The organism is Kytococcus sedentarius DSM 20547, from assembly GCF_000023925.1.
GTDB classification, from domain to species: domain Bacteria; phylum Actinomycetota; class Actinomycetes; order Actinomycetales; family Dermatophilaceae; genus Kytococcus; species Kytococcus sedentarius.
In genome coordinates this window covers 2,208,998-2,229,960 of record NC_013169.1, presented here as the reverse complement: position 1 = coordinate 2,229,960, position 20,963 = coordinate 2,208,998, and the positions used below count along the sequence as shown (strand labels likewise).

The window sequence follows — 20,963 nt, the reverse complement described above, 5'->3', positions numbered from 1 at the left end:
CCTTCTCCTTACCACGCGTGCTGCCGACCACCTCACACCCCCGCCGCGGCCCCCACGATGCGGTGGATGCTCCAGGTCCGCGTGAGCTTCTCGGCGTCCTTCACCGCATACAGCCGGCCACCGTCCACGGAGGTGGGCGTGACCAGGGTGGTCCGCACCGCGCCGAGGTCGTCGGTGTGCCAGATCCACACCGGCGCCCCATCCTGGGCGGCCTCGCGCAACAGGGCGAGCACCACCATCGGGTCGCGGCTCTGCATCCGTGGCGCGGTGGGGGCGGCTGCTCGCCCGGGGCCGTCGCCCTCCTCCGGGGCCGTGGCCTCGGTGAGGGACCGCGCCCGGTCGAGGGCGAGCTCGCGGGTGAGGGGCCGGGAGGCGACCGGCGGCGCGGTGCGCGGGGTGACCCGTGCCGGGACGCCCGCCGCACCCTCGCCGACCGAGGGGCCGTAACCGTGGTCGCGCAGGAAGGCGCGCGCCTGGGCGGCGGGCAGGCGCGAGGTGACCACCGTCGGGGCCGCCTGCTCCAGCCCGAGGGGGGACAGCTGCGGGTCGTGGACCATGCGCGTGGCCAGGGCGGGGTCGTCGACCACCAGCACCGCCCGGGCGTCGCCGACGTGCACCCGGCCGTGGCCCGCCGCGACCTCGCGGAGCAGGAACTCAACCGGTTGCGGCAGGCCCGTCGCCGAGGCGGCCGCGACGCGCTCGCGGACCTCCGATGCGGGGTGCCCGGCGTCCAGGGCGCGGCGCAGGCTCCGCTCGCTGAAGCGGTGGGTGGTCGCCCCGCCGCGGGACTCCACGTCGGTGGTGGTGTGCAGCAGGCGCGTGAGCTCGGGGGTGGGCCGCCCGGGGACCACCGCGGTCAGGTCGGCCTGCACCAGCATCGAGGAGGTGGCCTCGGGCAGGTGCTCGGCGAGCGTGGCGGCGAGCTCCTCGGGCCGCTCGGCCAGGGCCACGAGCCAGGGGCTGGCCACCCAGCGGTCGCGCTGCGTGATGGGGGTGGCGGCCAGGCCCAGCAGGCGCGCCTGCTCCAGGACCCCGGCCACGGCCTCCGGTGCGGGCGGACGGCGCAGCGGGTGGCGCCAGGCCCAGCGGGCGAGGAGCTCCTCGACGGTGCCGGACTCCTCGCCCAGGGCGGCGAGCTCGCCCAGCAGCTCCTGCCGGCGGTGCCGGGCAGTGGGGGAGGACGCGGCCTCCGACAGGGCGTTGACGCGCTTCGACCGGCCGGAACCGGCGTCCGGAGCCGGGCCCGTGCGCGCGCCGGCGCGCCGGCCGGGGGGCGCGGTGGTGCCGGTGGCGTCGGGGTCGAGCGGCGTGGACCACCAGGCGTCCAACAACTGCGCGGCGCGTTCGGGGTCAGGGAGCTGCTGCCAGCGGTCGGCGGCCGGCGTGGGGCCCCAACGGTGCCCGTCGCTTGCCCCCGGCCAAGCCCCGACCTCCATGAGCCCGGCGGCGTGCGCCACCGTCAGCAGCAGGTGCGCGGCGGGGGCGTCGATGCCCAGGCGCCGCTCGACGGCCGTCACCTCCCGGACGCCGAGGCCGCCGTTGGCCAGCACGGCCGGCGGGTGGACCTCCAGGGTCAGCAGCAGCTCGTCGGTGAGGGAAAGCAGCCCCGAGGTCTCGGCCGCGGCGGCGTCCACCAACGGCGCGTCCCGGCGGGCCGCGCCGGTCTCGGGGGCGGGTGGTTCCACGTCGAGGGAGCGGTGCGTGCGGCCCTGGCGCAGGGCGAGCGCCACCTCGCGCGGCAGCTGGACCGTGGTGGCCGACCGGTCCACCAGCAGCCCGGCGGCCACCAGCTCCCGCCGGGCCTCCTGGGTGGCGGCCGGCGCGCTGGCCGTCACGGTGCCCACGCCGGGCCCCCAGGTGAGGGCTCGCAGGAGGGCGCTGCCCGCATCGGACACGGTGGCGAGCTGGTCCTTCAGCGACGGGCCGGTCGCGGCGGGGGCGGCCCCGGGGGCCCCCGCCTCGCTGGCCGGCGCGAGGCCGGCGGGGGAGGGCAGGAGCTCGGAGAGGATCCGCACGGGGCGCAGGCCCTCCGGGCTGCGCCACAGCAGGGCGGCCGTCCACAGCCGGTCGAGTCGGGAGGTCACCTCGCGCAGCGGGGCGTCGACGGCGCGGGCCACCTCGTCGGCGCCGGTGGGGGCCAGCACCAGGGCGGCCTCGAGCACCTGCAGCGTGGGGCGGTCCAGGGAGTCCAGGGCGCGGGTGGTGGACGTGGTCGTGGTGGCCGCCGCCGCCAGGGCGGAGAGGTCCTCCACGGAGTGGCGTGCGAGGTCGGGCCGGGCGAGCAGGAGGTCGGCCAGTTCGTCGACACTCCGGCCTCGCAGGTCTGCGGCCAGGGAGCGGAAGCCGCCACCGGGTGTCGAGGGAGGGGTCATCCGGCCCACGGTAGTCGCAGGGGCGCGGTCGGGCTCCCGCGCACTCAGCGGAAGCGGTAGCCGACGCCGCGGACCGTCTCGATGTGGTCGCTGCCCACCTTGGTGCGCAGCTGGCGCACGCAGACGTCGACCACGTTGGAGTGGGGGTCGTGGTCCACGCCCCACACCTCCGCCAGCAGCTGCTGGCGGCTCAGCACCTGGCCCGGGTGGCGCATGAAGGTGGCCAACAGGCCGAACTCGCGGGAGGTCAGGGAGGTCTGCACGCCGTCGCCGCGGACCTCGCGGGTGCGGTGGTCCAGGGCCAGGCCGCCGGCCTCCACGACCATGCCGTCCTTCGCCGTGGGCACCTCGGTGGTGTCGGCCAGACGGACCCGCACGCGGGCCAGCAGCTCGGCGAACTGGAAGGGCTTGGTCATGTAGTCGTTCGCGCCGCCCTCCAGCGCGGAGACGGTGTCCTCCACCGTGTCCCGGGCGGTGAGGACCACGACGGGCACCGAGACGCCCTGCCCGCGCAGGTTCTCCAGCAGGTCGGTGCCGTCCATGCCGGGCAGGCCCAGATCGAGCACCACGAGGTCGAAGCCGCCGTGCATGGCCAGCGTCAGTCCGGTGCGGCCGTCGCCGACCACCTCGGTCTGGTATCCGGCGGCACGCAGCCCCTTGTCGATGAAGGAGGCAATCCGGTCGTTGTCCTCGATGATCAGGATGTGGGGCACCTCAGTCGTCCTCTCCGGGGTCGGCCTGCTCGTCGAGTGCGTCGTCGGCGGGCGCGGGGGTGTGGTTCTCCACCGGGACCAGCAGGGTGAAGGTGGCGCCGCCGCCGGGGGTGGGGGCCACCGAGACCGAGCCGCCGTGACCCTCGGCGATGGCGCGCACGATGGGCAGGCCCAGCCCGGCGCCGGGGTGGTGGGGGTCGCCCCCGCCGGCGCGGTGGAAGCGCTCGAAGATCTTCTTCTCGTGGCCCGGGGGCACGCCGGGGCCGTGGTCGGCCACGGTGAACGCCAGCGACCACTGCCCGGCGCCACTGGTCACCCAGCGGGAGGCGAGGTGGATGCGGTCACCGTCCTGGGTGTGCTGCGCGGCGTTGCGGGCCAGCTGCAGCAGCGCCTGCGTCAGACGCTGCCCATCGAGCTCCGTGGTCCCCTCGGCCAGCTCGTCGTCACCGCTGACGGGCAGCCGTCGCGTGAGGTCGCGCTCGGTGATCTCCTGGGCGGCGTTCTGGAAGCTCCGCAGCGGGGAGAGGATCCGGCCGGAGACGAACCACCCGGCCAGGCCGGCCAGGACCAGTGCGAGGGCGGCCACCGGGGCCGCGCGCTTCAGCACTGAGGTCAGCACCGCATCGTTCTGGCCGGGGAAGGACAGGACGGTCAGGGTGCCGGAGGTCTCGCCCACCTGCACCGAGCTGCGGGCGTAGCGCGCCTCGCCCAGGCGGGTGTCGACGATGCCGGACTGGGCACCCTCGAGGTCCGCCCAGAGCTGGTCCTCCGACAGGAGCCCGGCGGGGTCCTCCACGGAGGGGCCGGACACCTGCATGATGTCGCCGGAGGCGGTGCGGCCCACCAGCAGCTCGCTGGCGCTGGGCTGCTGACGGGCCAGGAAGACCTCGAGGAGCCCGGCCGTGCTGGTGAAGGGCTTGCCCGTCGAGGGGTCCAGCCCTTCCTGGCGGAACTGCTGGAACTCGCGCAGCTCCTGGATGACGTCCTGGTTGGCCCGGTCGGCGTTGTCGGCGCGCGCGAGCCCGTAGGTGAGGGTGATCAGGGCGGTCAGCGCGACCGCGACGATCGCGACGAGCCACAGGACGATGCGGCCGCGCAACCCCAGCGTGCGGGAGCGGGGGTCAGCGGGCATCGCAGCCGTCAGTCGTCGTCATCGTCATCATCGTCGTCGTCGTCCCAGTCGTCGTCGTCATCATCGTCGTCGTCCCAGTCGTCGCCATCATCATCGTCATCGTCGTCCCCGTCGTCGTCACCGGGGGGCTGGGTCGGCGTGGGCGTCGGTGTCGGCGTCGGCTTGGCCGTGCGGGTGACCGTGCGCGGCACCTCCCGGGGGGTCCGTGTCGTCGACGAGGTGCTGGGCCGCACCGGTCGGGGGTCCTCGGCGGTGGGGCGGGGCGGCGCCGGTGCGACGGTGGGCTCCGAGGTGGGGCGGGGGGCCGGCTCGGTGGTGCGCTCGGGGGTCGGTTCGGCCGCGCTCCGGGGGGTGGACGGGGCCTGCGAGCTGGCGGTGTCCTTGCTGCGGGTCGTCTCGGTGGGCTGCGGGGCGCTGCTGCGCGTGGGCTCCGTGGAGCTGGGGGACCCGGACGTGCTGGGCCCCGAGGTCGCCGAGCCCTCACCGCCACCGGGGGCGTCGGCGAAGGCCGAGGACGAGGTGCCGGAGGAGCTACCGGAGGCGTTGGAGCTGCCGGAGGCGCTGGCCGGGGACGAGCTCTCGGCGCCGGTGGGGCCGGCCTCGGCGGGCGAGCTCGCGGCGGGCGGGTTCTCCGGCCCGGAGGACAGGTCCCCCAGGTCGGGGCCGCCGGGCAGGCGCATGGCCAGGGCGAGCACCGGGACGATGATCGCCAGGACGGCGACCGTGATCAGGGCGGGCAGGTACTTCTTCATCGCACACTCTCGGCTTCAGTGGTGGAGTCGGACTGTCGGGTGGCGCCGCGCTGGACCAGCCAGAGCGGGGTGGAGGAGTCCAGGTCCCAGACGTGCCAGTCCGGGAGCGGGTCGTCGCCGGTGGCCAGCACGATGCCGGGGTAGTCGGCGAGGGCGGACCGGACGCGCGCCCGGGAGGCGTCGGACAGACGGTCGTGCACGTCATCGAGCACGAGGAGCTTGGGCTTGCCGTAGAGGCCGCGGGCCAGGTGGAGCAGCACGCGCTGCTCCCGGGTCAGGGGCTCACCACCGCGGCGCAGGGTGGTGCGCTCACCCTTGGGCAGGGCGGCGACCACCTCGTCGAGGCCGACGGCGGCGAGCACCGGGCCCACCGGCTTGTCCAGGTCGGGGCGGCGGTAGCGGACGGCGCGGGCGATGCGGCCGTGCTCCACCGGCACGTCGGCGGCGACGTAGCCCAGCAGTCGCCGGCGGCGCTTGGAGTTGACCGCCGGGAGGTCCCAGCCGTCGAGCTCCACCCAGCCGTCCTCGGGCTGCGCGTCGCCCACCAGGGCCGCCACCACGCGGGCGGCCCGCTCGGGGTTCGCGCTGCGCAGGTGGATGCGGGAGCCGGGGGTGGCAAGCAGCTCGGGCAGGGTGTCCCCGCCGTCCTGCAGCCCGTTGATGTGCAGCAGGCCACGGGTGGGGCGGGAGCGCCGGCGGGCCGGAGGACCAGACCGGGTGCTGCCCGCGTCGTCCTCGGCGGACGGTGCGTCGGCGCCGGAGGGGGTGCTGGCCGCATCGGCGGAGGGGGTGCCGCGGCGCAGGGCCTTGGCCAGGACGAGGCTCGCGGCCAGGTAGCCCTGGCGGTACTCACCCACCCGGCCCATGTCCTGCACCGGTGTGGAGACGAGGCCCACCAGCAGCAGGGCGGTGGTGAGGCGCGCGGGGGTCAGGTCGGTCCAGACCGAGGTGACCCCCGCGAGGATGATGGCGATCACGGCCACCGAGGCGGCGCCACCCCGCATCACGCCGGCGAGGCGGGCGCGGCGCACGGCCAGGCTGCGGACGGTGTTGCTGTGCTCGTCGACGTTCTTGAGCTCGCGGTGCTCACCGCCGGCGGCGCGGATGGCCGGGGCGGCCTGCACTGTGTCGGCGATGTAGGAGGCCATGCGGCCACGGTGGCGGCGCAGCTCGCGGCTGCGGCGGAGGACCGGGCCCGAGAGGGCGTACAGCAGCACGGCCATCACCAGCAGGGCGATGGCGACCGCGGCGGCGATCTCCCAGGCCATGAGGAACAGGGCGACCACGACGCCCACCAGGAGCGGGATGCCGCTGACGAGGGGGGCGATGCCCATGGCCACCCAGCTGCGGATGGCCGAGAGGTCGTTGGTGGTGCGGGCCACCAGTACACCGAGGTTGGAGTGGCGGCCGGGGCGCAGGGCCGTGGCCACCAGCAGGCGGCGCAGCTCCAGGACGTAGTGCTGGCCGAGCACCTCGGCGAGCACCCACTCCGCCCAGCGCAGGGCGCCCACCGTGACGGCCGCGCTGAGCAGGCCGATGGTGAGGGTCCAGCGGGCGGCGGGGGTCGCCGCATCGAACAGCTGGGGGGTGAACCAGGCGATGCCCGCAGCAGCCGCTGCCTGGGCGACGCCGGAGGCCACCAGGCCGCCGAGGTACAGGCGGCGGACGCCCTTCCACACCGGGGGGAGCTCGGCGGCCGCCTCGTGGGCCGTCTGCTCCTCCCCGGCGAGGAGGGTGTTGCGGGTCAGCATCGGTTCAGAGCCCCAGGAACTCGCGGACGGTCGCCGGCTCGGCCAGGGCGAAGGTGTCGACCAGCGGCAGGTCGATCACCGCATCGGCCTCACGGGAGGCCATCGGGGAAGCGGTGATGGCGCCGCTGACACCGGCCACCGGCAGCCCGGCGGAGCGCAGCTCGGCCACGCCCGTGACGGCGCCGAGGGCCTCGCCGACGGCGAGGACGACCGCGTGCACGTCGTCGCCCAGGGCGCCGCTGCGGATCAGGTGGCTGGTCTCGCGCTGGTAGAGGCCGTCGGCGATCTCGATGACGACCACGTCGGGGGCGTCCTGCGAGAGCTCGTGGCGGACGGAGGCCACCAGGTCGACGGTCTCCTGCAGGCCGATGCGGAAGGTGCTGCCGTAGCCGAAGTCCGTGAAGTCCAGGACGGTGGACGCACCGGAGTCCAGGAACAGGCCCGGGTCGCCCCAGGCGCCGGTGCCGGTGGCCTTGCCCGCGGCGACCGTCAGGCCGGCCAGGGAGAGGCCGCGCACCACGTTGGCCACGGCGGTGGTCTTGCCGGCGTTCATGGAGCTGCCGACGACGTACACGACCTGGGGGCCGTTCGCGGGGCGCTCGGCGGCCAGCTCGGCGGCGGGGTGCACGGAGCGGGGGGCGACGTCGCGCAGGGTGACGATGCTGCCGTCGCCGCGGGCCAGCAGGCCGAGGGGCTCGATGAGGGTGGCCTCGGAGGTGCTGCCGTGGCGGTCGGTGACGTGGGCGGCCAGGCCGCCGGCGGCGGCGAGGTTCGTCAGGGCCAGGGAGTCGGGGACCTCGGCCTCGAACTGGTCGGGGGCGTAGCGGTCGCCGTAGGCCAGCAGGATCTCGTCGCCGGGGTAGAGGGTCTGGCGGCGGCCGCCCGGGTCCGGCAGCTTCTTGTGCTGGCCGAGGGAGACGATGCGGGCCAGGACGACCTGCCCGGCGCGGGGGGCCACGTCGGCGCCGGAGATCAGCTGCAGGCCCGAGGGGGTCCGGGCGAGGCGCTCGGCGACGTAGCGGGTGGTGTAGGCCTTCTTGGCGCGCAGGAGGCGCTCGGCGTCGACCGGGGTGGCGTGGACACCCGGCTGCTGGCTGGCCACGGAGTGGGCGCCCGCCTCGGGCACGACGGTCGGGTCGGCGGCCTCGGTGTGCTGGGGGAGGCCGGTGGTGGGGGGGAACGTGTCGGTCACGGCGGTGATGAGCGTGGCAGTCATGTCGACTCCTGTCTCGAGGGTGGGCCGGTCGGGCTGGCCCGCTGGGGGTCTGTCGCGGTGGGCGATGACCTCAAGGTAGGGAGGCGCCGTGAGGTGGCCGTGAGGAGCGCATGAGGGTTTGCTCATGGAGCGCTCGTGGGGGCCGGCGGGGGGAGGGTGCGGGTGGGCAGAACCGCACGGGTCCATGGCATTCTGGGGGGAGTTGTGACCCGCCTCACGCTCCCCAGGAGGACCCCATGTCGCGTGAAAGCACTGCCCTGTCCTACGTGTCCGGTCCCAGTGAGCTGCCCCTGTTGGGGCAGACCATCGGCGACAACCTGGACGCGACGGCCGCCCGTTTCGGGGACCGCGAGGCCCTGGTGGAGAGCGCCTCGGGGCGGCGCTGGACCTACGCGGAGTTCGTGGCGGACGTGGACCGGCTGGCCCGCGGACTGATGGCGCGCGGTCTGGGGGTGGGTGACCGCATCGGCATCTGGTCGCCGAACTGCGCGGAGTGGACCCTGCTGCAGTACGCCACCGCCAAGGTGGGGGCGGTGCTGGTGAACGTGAACCCGGCCTACCGTGAGCACGAGCTGTCTACGTCATCGAGCAGTCGGGCATGCGCTGGCTGGTGAGCGCCATCCAGCACAAGACGAGCAACTACCGGGCGATGGTCAAGAAGGTGCGTCCCCGCATCGAGACCCTGGAGGAGGTCGTCTTCATCGGTGACGAGAGCTGGGAGGCGCTCGTGGCCGCATCGGATGAGGTGGACGCGGCGGCGCTCGCGGCGCGCCAGGGCGAGCTGGGGGCGGACGACCCCATCAACATCCAGTACACGTCGGGGACCACGGGCTTCCCGAAGGGTGCGACCTTGAGCCACCACAACATCCTGAACAACGGGTACTTCGTGGGGGAGCGGGTCAACTACACCGAGGCCGACCGCATCTGCCTGCCGGTGCCCTTCTACCACTGCTTCGGCATGGTGATGGGGAATCTGGCGGCCACCACGCACGGGGCGTGCATGGTGATTCCGGCGCCCAGCTTCGAGCCGGCAGCCACCCTGCAGGCGGTCTCCGACGAGCAGTGCACCAGCCTCTACGGCGTGCCGACGATGTTCATCGCCGAGCTGGGGCTGCTGGACAAGCAGGAGGCCGAGTACGACCTCTCGCACCTGCGCACCGGCATCATGGCCGGCTCGCCCTGCCCGGCGGAGATCATGCGGCGGGTGATGTCGGAGATGAACATGGGTGAGGTGGCGATCTGCTACGGCATGACCGAGACCTCGCCGGTGTCGCTGATGACCATGGCCGATGACGATGTGCCCCACCGCACCGAGACCGTCGGTCGCGTGATGCCGCACGTGGAGGTGAAGGTGGTGGACCCGGTGACCGGCCGGCCCGTGCCGCGCGGGGAGACCGGGGAACTCTGCACGCGCGGGTACTCGGTGATGCTGGGCTACTGGGAGCAGCCGGAGAAGACCGCGGAGGCGATCGACGCCGCGCGGTGGATGCACACCGGTGACCTGGCCGTGATGGCCGACGACGGGTACGTGGCCGTCACTGGGCGCATGAAGGACATGGTGATCCGTGGCGGGGAGAACATCTACCCGCGGGAGATCGAGGAGTTCCTGTACGGGCACCCGTCGGTGCAGGACGTGCAGGTGATCGGCGTGCCCGACGAGAAGTACGGCGAGGAGCTGATGGCCTGGGTGGTGCTGCGTGAGGGCGCCGAGAGTGTGGACGCCGACGGGGTACGGGAGTTCTGCAGCGGGCAGTTGGCGCACTACAAGATCCCGCGGTACGTGCACGTGGTGGAGTCGTTCCCGATGACGGTGACCGGCAAGGTGCGCAAGGTGGAGATGCGGGAGAAGGCGCTGGCGATCCTGGGGTTGCAGCAGCGCTGACGGGGGGCGCTGGGGGTTCAGGGGGCGATGGGGGGGCCGGCGCGGGTGCGTCGGCCCCCTGTGGTGTGGGCGGGGTGGGGCTGGGGGTTGTCCACAGGCCGGGTGGGTGTGTCTCGGCATGGTGGGCGCTCGTCAACATGTACTAGCCGGGGCTTGCATTGTGTCGGTGGTGTGTACTATTCTTGGGGTGTGGTCAGCAGGACGGGGGTTCTGGTGACCAGGGGACGTTCAGGCCTGGAAGGGGGTGGTCCCGGTGGCAGCACAACCTGTGGCGGGGGCCGGCCCGGTGCCGGGCACCCCTGGGGCCGTGGACGCCCCCAGGACTCCCCACGCCCCTGGTGCTGCTGGTGCTCCTGGTGGTGCTGTTGGTGTGCGGGTGGTGGGGGTGGTCGTGGGGATCCACGCACAGATCGACGAGCTGCTCGTCTCGATCGCCGAGCTCTCTGCCCCGGCCCCGGCGCCCGAGGACTCTGCTTCGGGTGTGTCGATGGTGGTGGTGCGTGAGGCCGAGGCGGAGGTCTCTCGGGCGCGTAACCGGTTGGAGTCGGCCCGGTTGCGGTTGGGTGCGGTGGCCAAGGCCGAGCGGGAGGCCGGCCGGGCCAAGCACCTGGACGAGGGGCAGCTGTTCGGGTCGGCCGGACGGATGGACGGCCCCTCAGCAGCCCGCGACGGACGCCTGGCCGAAGGGCTGGGCAACGCCGCCCCCACACCCAGCCCCGATGGCGACCCCGAGACCCCGGCCACAACGGCCCGGGTGGCCCGGTTGGTGGGGTGGTGCGGTCGCCGGTGGGGGTGGCGTTTGATGGCTCTTCACGAACGAGGGTGTAGCGCGGGTCTGAACCCTCCGGCTTCGAGCAGCGACCGAGCGATGTAGTGGGTGAGGTTGCGGAAGCCGAGGGCGGAGCCGCGGAGGTGTTCGAGTCGCCCGTTGATGGCCTCGGTCGGGCCGTTGCTGGTGCCGGGGCGGTCGAAGAACGCGAGGATGTCGCCCGCCCGCTGCTTCATGGTCCGGCCGAGCTTGCGGACCTCGACGAGCGCCGCGGGAACGCCGCTGCTGATCGCAGCGATCACCTCCTGCATCATCGCCTTCGCTTTCTTCTTGTCGGGCTCCCGGTAGGCCGCGACGATGCGCTGGTAGATGCCCCAGGTCGCCTCGACCTCGACGTGCTCCTCGCTCGCGAACACTGCGTCCAGGCGTGCCCGCTGCCGGTCGGTGAGCAGGCTCGCCCCGGTGTGCAGGGTGCGGCGGGCTTTGTAGAGCGGGTCGCCCTTGAGCCCGCGGTGACCGGTGGTGTCTTGCTGGACCCGACGCCGGCAGACATCCAGCGCGTCGCCGGCGAGGCGGACCACGTGGAACGGGTCCATGACGGGGACGGCGTCGGGGAGTTCCTCGGCGGCAGCGGTCTTGAACCCGGCGAAGCCGTCCATCGCGACCACCTCGATCCGCTTCGCCCAGTCCGCGGGGCGGGCGGCGAGCCACTGCTTGAACACCGCCTTGGAGCGGCCCTCGACCATGTCCAGCAGCCTCGCCGGCCCGGTCTTGTTCCTCGCGGGCGTGAGGTCGATGATCACGGTGACGTACTTGTCGCCCAGCCTCGTGTGTCGCCAGACGTGCTCGTCGACACCGATCGTGGTGACCCCGTCGAACCGGGCGGGGTCGTCGATCAGGCGCCGCTTGCCTTCCGCGAGGACGGCGGCGTTCGCGGCACTCCAGGACACCCCGAGACCTGCGGCGACGCGGGTGACGGTGAGGTGGTCGATGACGATGCCCCGCAGCGCCCACTCCAGGCCGCCGCGGGAGATCTTCGCACGCGGCGCCGCTGCCCGCGTCATGTCCTGCCGCCACGTGCGCCGGCAGTGTCCGCACCGGTACCGGCGCACCCGCACCAGCAGGGTCGTCGGCCGGTGCCCGAACGGTTCATGCGCCAGCGGGCGCGTCACCGTGTCCCGTGGCACGCCCTCGACACCGCACTTCCGACACCGCGGGTCGTCCTCGACGACGCGGCATTCGATCGTGGCCCGATCCGGCTCGATCAGCTGGCCGACGGCGACGAGGCCGAGCTCGTCGAGGCGGCAGAACGTGGTCAGGTCAGGGGTCGCGAAAGTAGGGTGGAGCACGTCGAGGTCTTTCGGGATGGCGAGCGTGAAGAACTTCCATCATCCGGGAGACCTCGACCCCTACCCGGCCACCGACGCGCTCAACCGACTACACCCTCGTTCGTGAAGAGCCCGTTTGATGCTGGGGTGTTGTCCAAGGAGCACGTGGCGGTGATCCAGGGCGCGTTGGCCACGGTCCCTGACTGGGTGACCCCCGAGCAGCTCCACACCCTCGAGGTCGACCTGGTCGAGCGGGCCCGCCGGTTGCGTCCGGCCTCCCTGCGGAAGGTCGCCCGCCGGGCGATCGAGATCTTGGACGTCCCGGCCGAGGTCGTCGATGCCCACGAGAACGACCTGATCGCCACCGAAGAGCACCAGGCATACGCTGCGGCGTCCTTCACGGTCCACCACACCGGCCACGGTGTCTCCCACGGCAAGTTCACCGTGCCGACCCTGCAGGCCAAGCTCCTGGAGAAGGTCCTGTCCTCGATGACCTCCCCCACCCGCACCAAGAACCGCACAAAAACCCACACCAAAGCCAGCACGGGCAATACCGGCGCCACGGCTGGCGCGACCGGTGCGGCCACTGCGCCCGGCGCCACGTCTGGCGCCCCTGGTGCGGCTAGTGCGGCTGGTGCGGTGGCTGGGGTGGGGTCCGGTGAGGTGGCTCGGGACTGGGCCACGGCCAAGGGGCAGGCGCTGGCGGACCTGATCGATCACCTGCCCACTGGCGGGCTGGGTTCCAAGACCGCGTACACCGTGATCGTCTCGACCGACCTGGAGACCCTGCGGGGTCAGACCGACCGGGCCGGGCTGACCGACACCGGGCAGAAGCTCTCGGCCGGGCAGGTCCGCCGGATCGCTGCCGGGGCCGGGATCATCCCGACCGTGATGGGTGGACAGTCCCTGCCGTTGGACCTGGGAACCCAACGCCGGTTCTTCACCGAGTCCCAACGCATGGCCCTGGCCCACCTGTACGACGAGTGCGCCGTCGCGGACTGCGACCGACCCTTCTCCTGGTGCCAGATGCACCACGTCAACCCCTGGAAAGCACCCCGCGGAGCACCCCCCGGATGGGCACAACCCACCACCCCACCCACCACACCCGACCAGCACGACCCCACCGACCAGCACGACCCCACCGACCGGCGTGACACATCACCCGACGCCCGTGGACGGACCGACCTGTCCAACGCCGCACCGGTCTGCGGAAGCCACAACCGCCTCATCGAACAACCCACCACCGGCCACACCACCACCCGCGAACCCAACGGCCGCATCACCATCCACATCCACCCCTGAAAGAAACCACCATGCCCACCCCCACACCCAGCCACCCCGCATGCCGCCGACCCTCGTGGCACTTCCCCTCGGGTCACAATGGGCCCCGTGAACCCCTCGACCCTGGCTGCCCGCGTCATCATCGACGAACTCGTCCGGTGCGGCGTGCGCGAGGCAGTTCTGTGCCCCGGGTCCCGGTCGGCCCCACTCGCCTACGCCCTCGCAGCTGCGGACGCCGACCCCGACGTTCCGCTGCGCGTCCACGTCCGTACCGACGAGCGCACGGCCGCCTTCCTGGCCCTCGGCATGGCAGCTGCATCGGGGCGGATGGTCCCCGTGGTCACCACCTCAGGCACTGCGGTGGCGAACCTGCACCCCGCCATGCTGGAGGCCCACCACCAGCGGGTCCCGCTCCTCGCACTGACGGCCGACCGTCCCCCGGAGTTGCGCGGGACGGGGGCGAACCAGACCACGCATCAGCCGGGGCTCTTCCCCACCGTGCGCCTTGCGGTCGACCTCGGCACGCCCGCCGCGGGTATGGAGGCCCCGCAGGGAGTCCTGGGAGAGGCAATGACGGGCCAGGCCGCCGTCGAGGCGCGGTCCTGGCGCACCGCCGTCGACCGCTGCTGGGCCGCCGCCATGGGAGCACTCGGGGGCGATGCGGGTCCGGTGCACCTCAACCTGCCGCTCCGGGACCCCCTCGTGGCCACGGGCGGGCCGGGTCTTGGACTCGATGGGGCAGCCGCTCCAGTTGATGCGGAGGGGACGGTCCCCGGCGTGGCTGATGCGGTGGCCGGCCGAGCCGGCGGGGCACCCTGGACCGCTGTTCCCGGTCGCGTGGTCGACGGATCTCCGGGGGCACACCTCGCCGACCGAACCCCGGAGGCGGATCGGGATGGTCGAACCCTCGAGTCGGATCGGGAAGGCCGCACCCTTGAGGCGGACCTGCCAGAGGGTCCGGAGCGGACCGTGGTGCTGGTCGGGGACCTGGGCTCTCCGTCCGTGGCCCGGGCCGTCCAGGCGGGGGCGCGACGGCGAGGGTGGCCGGTCGTCGCTGAGCCCTTCAGCCGGTTCGGTGGGGACTCGGCCGTGCCAGGTGGGGTCCACCTGCTGGGTGACGAGGAGTTCCTGGCGGACCACACCCCGGAGCGCGTGCTCGTCGTGGGCCGCCTGACCCTGCACCGGGTGGCCGGTCGGTTCCTGGCGCGTCCCGGCGTGCGCGTCGAGGTGGTCAGTGCGTCCACCGCGTGGCCGGACCCGGGTCATCGCGCGGAGGTCGTGCACCCTCTGGTGCTGCGTCCTGCTGCGGGCGAGACAGCGGGTGGCGAACTGGCCGGGGGCAGCGAGTGCGCATGGTGGCAGGCATGGCACGACGCCGGCCGGCAGCGGTCCTCGTCGCCCACGGCCCCCAGTGCACTGGCCCCAGAGGAGGAGACCAGGGCCCCCGGCGCGGCACCTGGCGGGGAGGTGTCACTGGCCCCCGGCGTGACGGTTGCCGGGGAGGGGCCGACGACCTCCCGTGCGGTCGCTGCCGGGGAGCAGCCCCTCACCACGGCGACGGCTGCAGCCGTCGTGGCCAGCAACGTCCGGGGCCTGCTCTTCCTGGGCAGTTCGCGGGCACCCCGGTCGCTGGACCTGGCCCTCGACGGGCCCGGCCGCGGGGTCACGGGCATCCTTGGGAACCGCGGACTGGCAGGGATCGACGGCTGCCTGTCGACGGCCGCAGGGTGGGCCCTCACTCACGGCCCGACGACGGCGCTGGTGGGCGACCTGACCTTTCTCCACGACGCCAACGCCCTGGCGATCGGCCCCGGGGAGCCACGGCCCGACCTCACCGTCGTGGTGCTCAACGACGACGGAGGCGCCATCTTCGGGGACCTGGAGTACGGCCGCCCGGAGCACCTGGAGGCCCACGGCGCACACACCTTCCGGCGGGTGTTCACCACGCCTACGGGTACCGACATCGGACACCTGGCACGGGCCCACGGGGTGGAGCACACCCGGGTGGTGACGGCGCAGGCCCTGCAGGACGCGCTGGCGTCCGAGCCGTCCGGTCTACGCGTGGTCGAGGTGGGCCTCACGCCCTGAGGCCGCGGCTGGGTGGTTGTCCGACGCGAAACGTCGGGACCGCCCTGCGGTGGTTGCGATGGGTGGCTGCGCTGAAAACTCCCTCCCGGGACCGTCGTGCGGGATGGGTTGCGCTGGGGACCGCCTTCCGGGCTGGCGGCCCGGCGGCCAGGCCTCAGTCGCCGCTGAGGGCCGAACGCATGGGTGCCAGCTTGGCCCCGGTCTCGGCGTACTCGGCCTGCGGGTCGGAGTCGGCCATGATGCCGCCACCGGCCCACATCCGCAGGCTGCACGGGTCCTCGGCCTCGATCTGGCCGGTGCGCAGCGCGATGCCCATGTCGCCGTCGCCACGCGCATCCATCCAGCCCACGGGCCCGGCGTAGCGGCCCCGGTCACGTCCCTCGAGCTCCCGGATGAGGTCCAGCGCCACCACGCGGGGCGTCCCACCGACCGCAGCGCTCGGGTGCAGCGCCCCCGCGAGCTCCAACACCGTCGTACCGGGCACCGCCCGTCCGTCCAGGTCACTGACCAGGTGGAAGACGTTGGGCAACGTGAGCAGGGCCGGCGACCGGGGCGCCACCACCGCAGTGCACAGCGGCGACAGACGCTCGACCACCGACTCCACGGCAAAGGCGTGTTCGGAGAGGTCCTTGCGGCTCGCGAGCAGGTCGTCGGCAGCGTGCTGGTCGTCCTCCACATCGGCAGCCCGCGACGCGGTCCCGGCCAGCACCCGCGAGAACACGTGCCCGTCGTCCAGGCGCACGAGCATCTCGGGCGTGGCACCCACCAGTCCGTCGACGGCGAAGGTCCACGTGTCCGGGTAGGCACCGACCAGCCGGTGGAGGAGCCAGCGCACGTCCAGCGGCTCGGGGGCCGTGGCCACGACGTCCCGGGCCAGCACCACCTTGTCGGCTCGCCCGGAGCGGATCGCGTCGATCCCGCGTTGCACCACCGCCGGCCAGCCCTCCGCCGGGGTCCCGCCCGGCCCCTCCTCGATGCGGGTGGGCGCCGAGGGCGGGTCGTCCGAGCGCTGCGGGATGCCGGCCGGCGTCGCACCCTCGGCAGCCGCACCCTCGGTCGCCTCCCCGGCGACCTCGATGCGCGTCACCCAGGCCACGTCGTCCTTCACCCCCACGACCACCTCGGGCACCACGAGCACCGAACCCTCCGGGGAGTCGTCGCTGAAGGCCATGGACGCCCACGCCACCAGCCCAGCGCCTCGGGGCAGCGACCCGTCGCCCCCCTGGGGCACCGACGAGTCGGCCACGACCTCCTCACGCGCCTCCTGCGCCACCTGCCGCCACCACTGGCTCAGGCGCTCCCACCGGTCGGGCCCCGACTCCTCACCGACCAGCGTCACCGAGGCCGCCCGCCCCCAGCCGACCATGCCCTCACGGCGGCGGATCCACGCGGTGACCTCCTGCGGGGCCACCCGGGGGAGCACCTTGCCGAGGCTCACCCCATCGGAGGGGTGGACCTCGGTGCGCACCACGAGTCGGGGGATCCGCGCGGAGGTGGGGGCTCGCCCGGTCGCGGGGGTGGCGGGGTCACGGGGCTGGTCGGCGGCGGTCATCGCCGGTGAGCGTATCCACCCACCGAGCTGGGGTGACCGGGTGGGAGACTGGGCCCATGACCCGCGCCAGCCTCGCGAAGGACCCCTCGCACGTCTCCTCGATGTTCGATGAGGTCGCACCCCGCTACGACTGCACCAACGACGTCCTGTCGATGGGGCAGGCCCGCCTCTGGCGGCGAGCCGTCACCCGCACCATCGCCCCGCGTCCGGGAATGCGCATCCTGGACCTTGGCGCCGGCACCGGCACCTCCAGCGAGCCGCTGGCCGATGCGGGTGCCGATGTCGTGCCTGCCGACTTCTCCGAGGGCATGCTCGCCGAGGGCCGACGCCGCCGCCCGGACATGCCGTTCACCCACGCCGACGCGATGGACCTGCCCTTCGAGGACGCATCGTTCGACGTCACCACCATCAGCTTCGCGCTGCGCAACGTGGCCGACCCGGCCCTGGCGCTGCGTGAGATGGCACGCGTCACCCGCCCGGGCGGCCGGTTGGTGCTGTGCGAGTTCTCCAGCCCGACCTTCGCACCCTTCCGGACGGTGTACGACACCTACCTGATGAAGGCCCTGCCGGCGATCGCCAGCCGCGTGTCCTCCAACCCGGAGAGCTACCACTACCTCGCCGAGTCGATCGCGGACTGGCCGGACCGGGACGGGGTCCGCCGCATGGTGGAGGCTGCCGGGTGGACGGGCGTGGAGGTGCGTAACCTCTCCGGTGGCGTGGTCGCCCTGCACACGGCCCACTGCCCCGCGGGACGCTGACTCGCCTGCCCATGACCCTGCACACTCGAGGAACCACTGTGGAGAATGCGCGCCCTGACGCGGGCCTGAGCGGCGTCGCGTCCGGCATGCAGCAGGTCGACGCCCTGCTGGCCGAGGTTGTCCAGCACGACGACCCCTTCATCGCCGAGGCGTCGGCCTACCTGATGCAGGCCGGCGGCAAGCGCTTCCGCCCCCAGCTCGCCCTGCTGGTCTCCGGGCTCGGGGACGGCCCCACCCCCGAGGTCGTCAAGGCCGCCGCCGCGGTGGAGCTGGTGCACCTGGCCTCGCTCTACCACGACGACGTCATGGACGACGCCGACCTGCGCCGGGGCGTGCCCAGCGCCAACGCCCGCTACGGCAACGCCACCTCCGTGGTGGTGGGCGACATGCTGTTCGGCAAGTCCTCGGCCCTGGTGGCGGAGCTGGGGCCGGAGGCGGTGCGCCTGCAGGCCGACACCTTCGTGCGCCTGTGCGCGGGGCAGATCCGGGACGAGCGGCCCGTGCCCGCCGGCGTCGACCCGGTGGACCACCTGCTCGGGGTGCTCGCCGACAAGACCGGCGCCCTCATCGCCGCCGCCGCGTGCTACGGGGCGCAGTTCTCCGGCTGCGACGCGGCGACCGTGGAGCTGATGGGCGCGTTCGGGGAGCGCCTGGGGCTGGTCTTCCAGCTGGCCGACGACCTGTTGGACGTCGCCTCCGATGCGGAGGAGTCCGGCAAGACGCCTGGGACCGACCTCCGCGAGGGCAAGGCCACGCTGCCGGTGTTGTTCGCCCGCCGCAGCACCGATGCGGGGAGCGCCCGCCTGCGCGAGCTACTCGCCGGGCCGGTGGCCGAGGAGGACCTGTCCGAGGCCCTGGGCATGCTGCGCGCACACCCGGGCCTGCAGGAGGCCCGCGAGTTCACCCTGGCCTACGCCCGCCAGACCGAGTCGATGCTGGAGCCGCTGGGCGACGGTGAGGTGCCGGACGCGCTGCGGCAGCTCGTGCACGCCGTCGCCGACCGCGTGGCCTGACGGGGCGCACCCAGGGCGGTGGGTGAGGCGCCGCTGCGGGGGAGACACCGGGCGGGCCCGGCTGAGCGGCCGATGCTCACCCCATCGACACAGCAGAGCGGCCCGCCCCGTGAGGGGAGCGGGCCGCTCTGGCGCGGGGAGGGTCAGCCGAGGAGCGAACCCACGCGGGCCTGGGCGTTGCCGAAGGCCGAACCGGACGCGACGCCGGTGTCGATGATCGGGCCACCGGCCTTGCGCTTCACCTCGACGACGGCCGGACGCGGCTGGCGGTAGTCGTCGTAGGGGAAGACCGAGACCGGGTGGGCCGGGGACGCGCCGTCGGCCTCACCGGGGTGCTGGACGGCGATGAACACCGAGGTGCCGTCAGCGCCGATCCAGGGGCCGCAGCACTCGGCGGCGGCGGGGACGGAGAGGAACTGCTGCAGCTTGCCGCGGTCCTCACCCTCCACCGGCATGATGTAGAGGCCGTCGCAGTGACCGAGGCCGCTGGGCATGCCGTCGGTGGCGATCCACAGGTTGCCCACCGAGTCGAAGGCCACGTTGTCCGGGCAGGAGATGGGGGCCACCCGGGACTTGTCGTAGCCGGCGAAGTAGGTGGTGGGGTCGGTGGGGTCACCGGCGATGAGCACCAGCATCCACGTGAACTCCTCGGCCGTGTGGTCGCCACCGGCCTCGGTGAGCTCGATGATGTGGCCGTGCTTGTTCTCGGCGCGCGGGTTGGCCTCGTCGATCTCGGAGGGCGAGCGCTTGGAGTTGTTGGTCAGCGCGGCGTAGATCTTGCGGTTGACCGGGTTGGGCTCGACGTCCTCGGGGCGGTCCATCTTGGTGGGGCCCACCTTGTCGGCGGCGATGCGGGTGAAGATGAGCACCTCGGCCACGGACATGCCCTCGACGGCGCTCTTGCCGTCCTTGACCAGCGGGATCCAGGTGCCGGTGCCGTCGCAGACGCCGTCCTCGAAGCCGTCGCCGGTGAACTTGGCGACGTAGAGGTCGCCCTCGGAGAGCAGCGACATGTTGTGCTTCTTGTCGCCCTCCTTGTAGGTGCCGGCGGAGACGAACTTGTACATGTAGTCGTAGCGCTCGTCGTCGCCCATGTAGACCACGACCTTGCCGTTGTCGGCGATGATCGTGTTGCCGCCCTCGTGCTTGAAGCGGCCCAGGGCGGTGTGCTTCACCGGCGTCGAGGTCGGGTCGGTGGGGTCGACCTCCACGATGTAGCCGAAGCGGTGGGTCTCGTTCGGCTCGGCGGCCAGCGAGAAGCGGTCGTCGACCTTCTCCCAGGCGAAGCGGCCCTCGTCGCCGATGCCGTAGCGCTCGATCTCCTCGGCCATCTCGGCCGGGGCGCCGGCGCCGGCGAAGTACCCGTGCCAGTTCTCCTCACCGGAGAGGATGGTGCCCCAGGGGGTCAGGCCACCGGCGCAGTTGTTGTTCGTGCCCAGCACGACCGTGCCGCTCGGGTCGGCGGAGGTCTTCATGAGGTCGTGGCCGGCCGCGGCACCGGTGAGGGTGAACTCGGTGCCCATGTGGATGCGGCGGTTCAGCGGGGAGGACAGGTCGTGGCGGTAGAACTGCTTGTCGTTGCCGCGCTTCAGGCCGACGATGGTCAGGCCGTGCGCCGCCATCGTGATGCGGATCTGCTCGTCGGTGAGGTCCTCGCCGTCGGCGGCGGACTGCCACATCAGCTCGGGGTTCACGTACTCGTTGTTGAAGCCCAGGACGGCGGTGTGCTTGCCGGTGGGGACCACGGTGACGAAGTCGGCGTTGTAGCCGACCTGCTCGAGCTGCGCGGCCTCGGTCTGGTTCTCGAAGTCCAGCTTCGGGGCACCGGCGCGGATGGGGTCACCCCAGCTGGAGATGGCCTTCCACTCGAAGCCGTCCGGCACGCGGAGCTCGTCCACGTCGGCGGGGGTGGGGACGATCGGGTCGAAGCCCAGGACGTTCGCGCCCTCGGTCTGCACGTTCGCGGCGCCGGCGGACGGCATGTTGGCGGTCCCGGCCGCAGCGGCGGCCGCGAGGCCCAGGCCGCCGGCCAGGAGCACCTGGCGGCGGCTGGCGCCGTCGGCCACGACGTCGCCGAAGTAGGTGTTGTCGGAGGTGTTCGGCGTGGGCTGCGCGCACTGGTCGGCGCAGCGGTACTTGCAGGTCATGGACTGACGGCCACCGGTGAGGGGCTGGGTCAGGAGGGGCAGGAGGCGACGGCCTTCGTTGCGCATGGGTTCTCCGCAGGGGTCGGGATGGACGAGGGGTGGTGGGCGTGAGGGCCCAGTCCGTGACCCTAGGGAGAGCACATGGACCGCTGGTGTTGGCGTGGTGAACGCCCGGTGACCGGTCAGTGACCGGTGGGTGCCGGGAGGCG

Annotated in this window: 14 protein-coding genes and 1 pseudogene; 6 read left to right on the top strand and 9 right to left on the bottom strand. The window is 73.2% G+C overall.

Annotated features, from left to right (window positions below):
• Positions 1 to 32: 32 nt before the first annotated feature.
• From KSED_RS10560 to KSED_RS10535, 6 genes are read right to left on the bottom strand one after another with little or no spacing between them, the layout of a single operon-like run.
• Positions 33 to 2,372: a helicase-associated domain-containing protein gene (locus KSED_RS10560; RefSeq protein WP_015780075.1), complete on the bottom strand. Its 2,340-nt coding sequence runs from the start codon at positions 2,370 to 2,372 to the stop codon at positions 33 to 35.
• Between the two features lie 44 nt (positions 2,373 to 2,416).
• On the bottom strand, positions 2,417 to 3,085 hold the full coding sequence (locus KSED_RS10555) for a response regulator transcription factor (protein WP_015780074.1): 669 nt from the start codon (positions 3,083 to 3,085) through the stop codon (positions 2,417 to 2,419).
• A 1-nt stretch (position 3,086) separates the two neighbouring features.
• Complete coding sequence (locus KSED_RS10550; protein ID WP_015780073.1) at positions 3,087 to 4,217, bottom strand: HAMP domain-containing sensor histidine kinase; 1,131 nt, start codon at positions 4,215 to 4,217, stop codon at positions 3,087 to 3,089.
• An 8-nt stretch (positions 4,218 to 4,225) separates the two neighbouring features.
• The gene (locus KSED_RS14685) at positions 4,226 to 4,969 is read right to left on the bottom strand and encodes a hypothetical protein (protein ID WP_015780072.1); all 744 of its coding nucleotides are present in this window, start codon (positions 4,967 to 4,969) and stop codon (positions 4,226 to 4,228) included.
• Positions 4,966 to 6,720, bottom strand: a complete 1,755-nt coding sequence (locus tag KSED_RS10540; protein ID WP_015780071.1) for an ABC transporter transmembrane domain-containing protein — start codon at positions 6,718 to 6,720, stop codon at positions 4,966 to 4,968. Before KSED_RS10540 ends, KSED_RS14685 begins: the two co-directional genes overlap by 4 nt.
• Before the next feature lie 4 nt (positions 6,721 to 6,724).
• Positions 6,725 to 7,936, bottom strand: a complete 1,212-nt coding sequence (locus KSED_RS10535) for a hypothetical protein (protein ID WP_015780070.1) — start codon at positions 7,934 to 7,936, stop codon at positions 6,725 to 6,727.
• A 236-nt stretch (positions 7,937 to 8,172) separates the two neighbouring features.
• Here KSED_RS10535 and KSED_RS10530 point away from each other — a divergent pair.
• Together KSED_RS10530 and KSED_RS14680 are read left to right on the top strand one after the other, a co-directional pair.
• Positions 8,173 to 9,818, top strand: a pseudogene (locus KSED_RS10530) (AMP-binding protein).
• A 391-nt stretch (positions 9,819 to 10,209) separates the two neighbouring features.
• On the top strand, positions 10,210 to 10,692 hold the full coding sequence (locus KSED_RS14680; protein WP_143827376.1) for a hypothetical protein: 483 nt from the start codon (positions 10,210 to 10,212) through the stop codon (positions 10,690 to 10,692).
• Here KSED_RS14680 and KSED_RS10520 read toward each other — a convergent pair.
• Positions 10,629 to 11,936 carry an ISL3 family transposase gene (locus tag KSED_RS10520; protein WP_012801719.1) on the bottom strand — a complete coding sequence of 436 codons (1,308 nt, stop codon included), beginning with the start codon at positions 11,934 to 11,936 and terminating at the stop codon, positions 10,629 to 10,631. The two genes, KSED_RS14680 and KSED_RS10520, sit on opposite strands and share 64 nt — an antisense overlap.
• A gap of 102 nt (positions 11,937 to 12,038) precedes the next feature.
• Here KSED_RS10520 and KSED_RS10515 point away from each other — a divergent pair, with 102 nt between their 5' ends.
• Both KSED_RS10515 and menD read left to right on the top strand, forming a co-directional pair.
• Positions 12,039 to 13,217, top strand: a complete 1,179-nt coding sequence (locus tag KSED_RS10515) for a DUF222 domain-containing protein (RefSeq protein ID WP_081439843.1) — start codon at positions 12,039 to 12,041, stop codon at positions 13,215 to 13,217.
• A gap of 78 nt (positions 13,218 to 13,295) precedes the next feature.
• A complete protein-coding gene (gene menD, locus KSED_RS15130) occupies positions 13,296 to 15,284 on the top strand; it encodes a 2-succinyl-5-enolpyruvyl-6-hydroxy-3-cyclohexene-1-carboxylic-acid synthase (protein ID WP_414467383.1) in 1,989 nt (662 codons plus the stop codon).
• A gap of 154 nt (positions 15,285 to 15,438) precedes the next feature.
• Here menD and KSED_RS10505 read toward each other — a convergent pair whose 3' ends face one another.
• Complete coding sequence (locus tag KSED_RS10505; protein ID WP_015780067.1) at positions 15,439 to 16,836, bottom strand: isochorismate synthase; 1,398 nt, start codon at positions 16,834 to 16,836, stop codon at positions 15,439 to 15,441.
• Positions 16,837 to 16,892: 56 nt separating this feature from the next.
• Here KSED_RS10505 and KSED_RS10500 point away from each other — a divergent pair, with 56 nt between their 5' ends.
• A complete protein-coding gene (locus tag KSED_RS10500) occupies positions 16,893 to 17,594 on the top strand; it encodes a demethylmenaquinone methyltransferase (protein ID WP_015780066.1) in 702 nt (233 codons plus the stop codon).
• A gap of 38 nt (positions 17,595 to 17,632) precedes the next feature.
• The gene (locus KSED_RS10495; RefSeq protein WP_015780065.1) at positions 17,633 to 18,607 is read left to right on the top strand and encodes a polyprenyl synthetase family protein; all 975 of its coding nucleotides are present in this window, start codon (positions 17,633 to 17,635) and stop codon (positions 18,605 to 18,607) included.
• 143 nt (positions 18,608 to 18,750) lie between these two features.
• Here the strand turns inward: KSED_RS10495 and KSED_RS10490 are convergent, their stop codons facing one another.
• A complete protein-coding gene (locus KSED_RS10490) occupies positions 18,751 to 20,820 on the bottom strand; it encodes a PhoX family protein (RefSeq protein WP_015780064.1) in 2,070 nt (689 codons plus the stop codon).
• Positions 20,821 to 20,963: the final 143 nt, after the last annotated feature.

Coding starts and splice junctions, on each gene's coding strand:
- KSED_RS10560 (WP_015780075.1), bottom strand. CDS start 2,372: ATGACCCCTCCCTCGACACCCGGTGGCGGCTTCCGCTCCCTGGCCGCA.
- KSED_RS10550 (WP_015780073.1), bottom strand. CDS start 4,217: ATGCCCGCTGACCCCCGCTCCCGCACGCTGGGGTTGCGCGGCCGCATC.
- KSED_RS14685 (WP_015780072.1), bottom strand. CDS start 4,969: ATGAAGAAGTACCTGCCCGCCCTGATCACGGTCGCCGTCCTGGCGATC.
- KSED_RS10540 (WP_015780071.1), bottom strand. CDS start 6,720: ATGCTGACCCGCAACACCCTCCTCGCCGGGGAGGAGCAGACGGCCCAC.
- KSED_RS10535 (WP_015780070.1), bottom strand. CDS start 7,936: ATGACTGCCACGCTCATCACCGCCGTGACCGACACGTTCCCCCCCACC.
- menD (WP_414467383.1), top strand. CDS start 13,296: ATGGGCCCCGTGAACCCCTCGACCCTGGCTGCCCGCGTCATCATCGAC.
- KSED_RS10505 (WP_015780067.1), bottom strand. CDS start 16,836: ATGACCGCCGCCGACCAGCCCCGTGACCCCGCCACCCCCGCGACCGGG.
- KSED_RS10500 (WP_015780066.1), top strand. CDS start 16,893: ATGACCCGCGCCAGCCTCGCGAAGGACCCCTCGCACGTCTCCTCGATG.
- KSED_RS10490 (WP_015780064.1), bottom strand. CDS start 20,820: ATGCGCAACGAAGGCCGTCGCCTCCTGCCCCTCCTGACCCAGCCCCTC.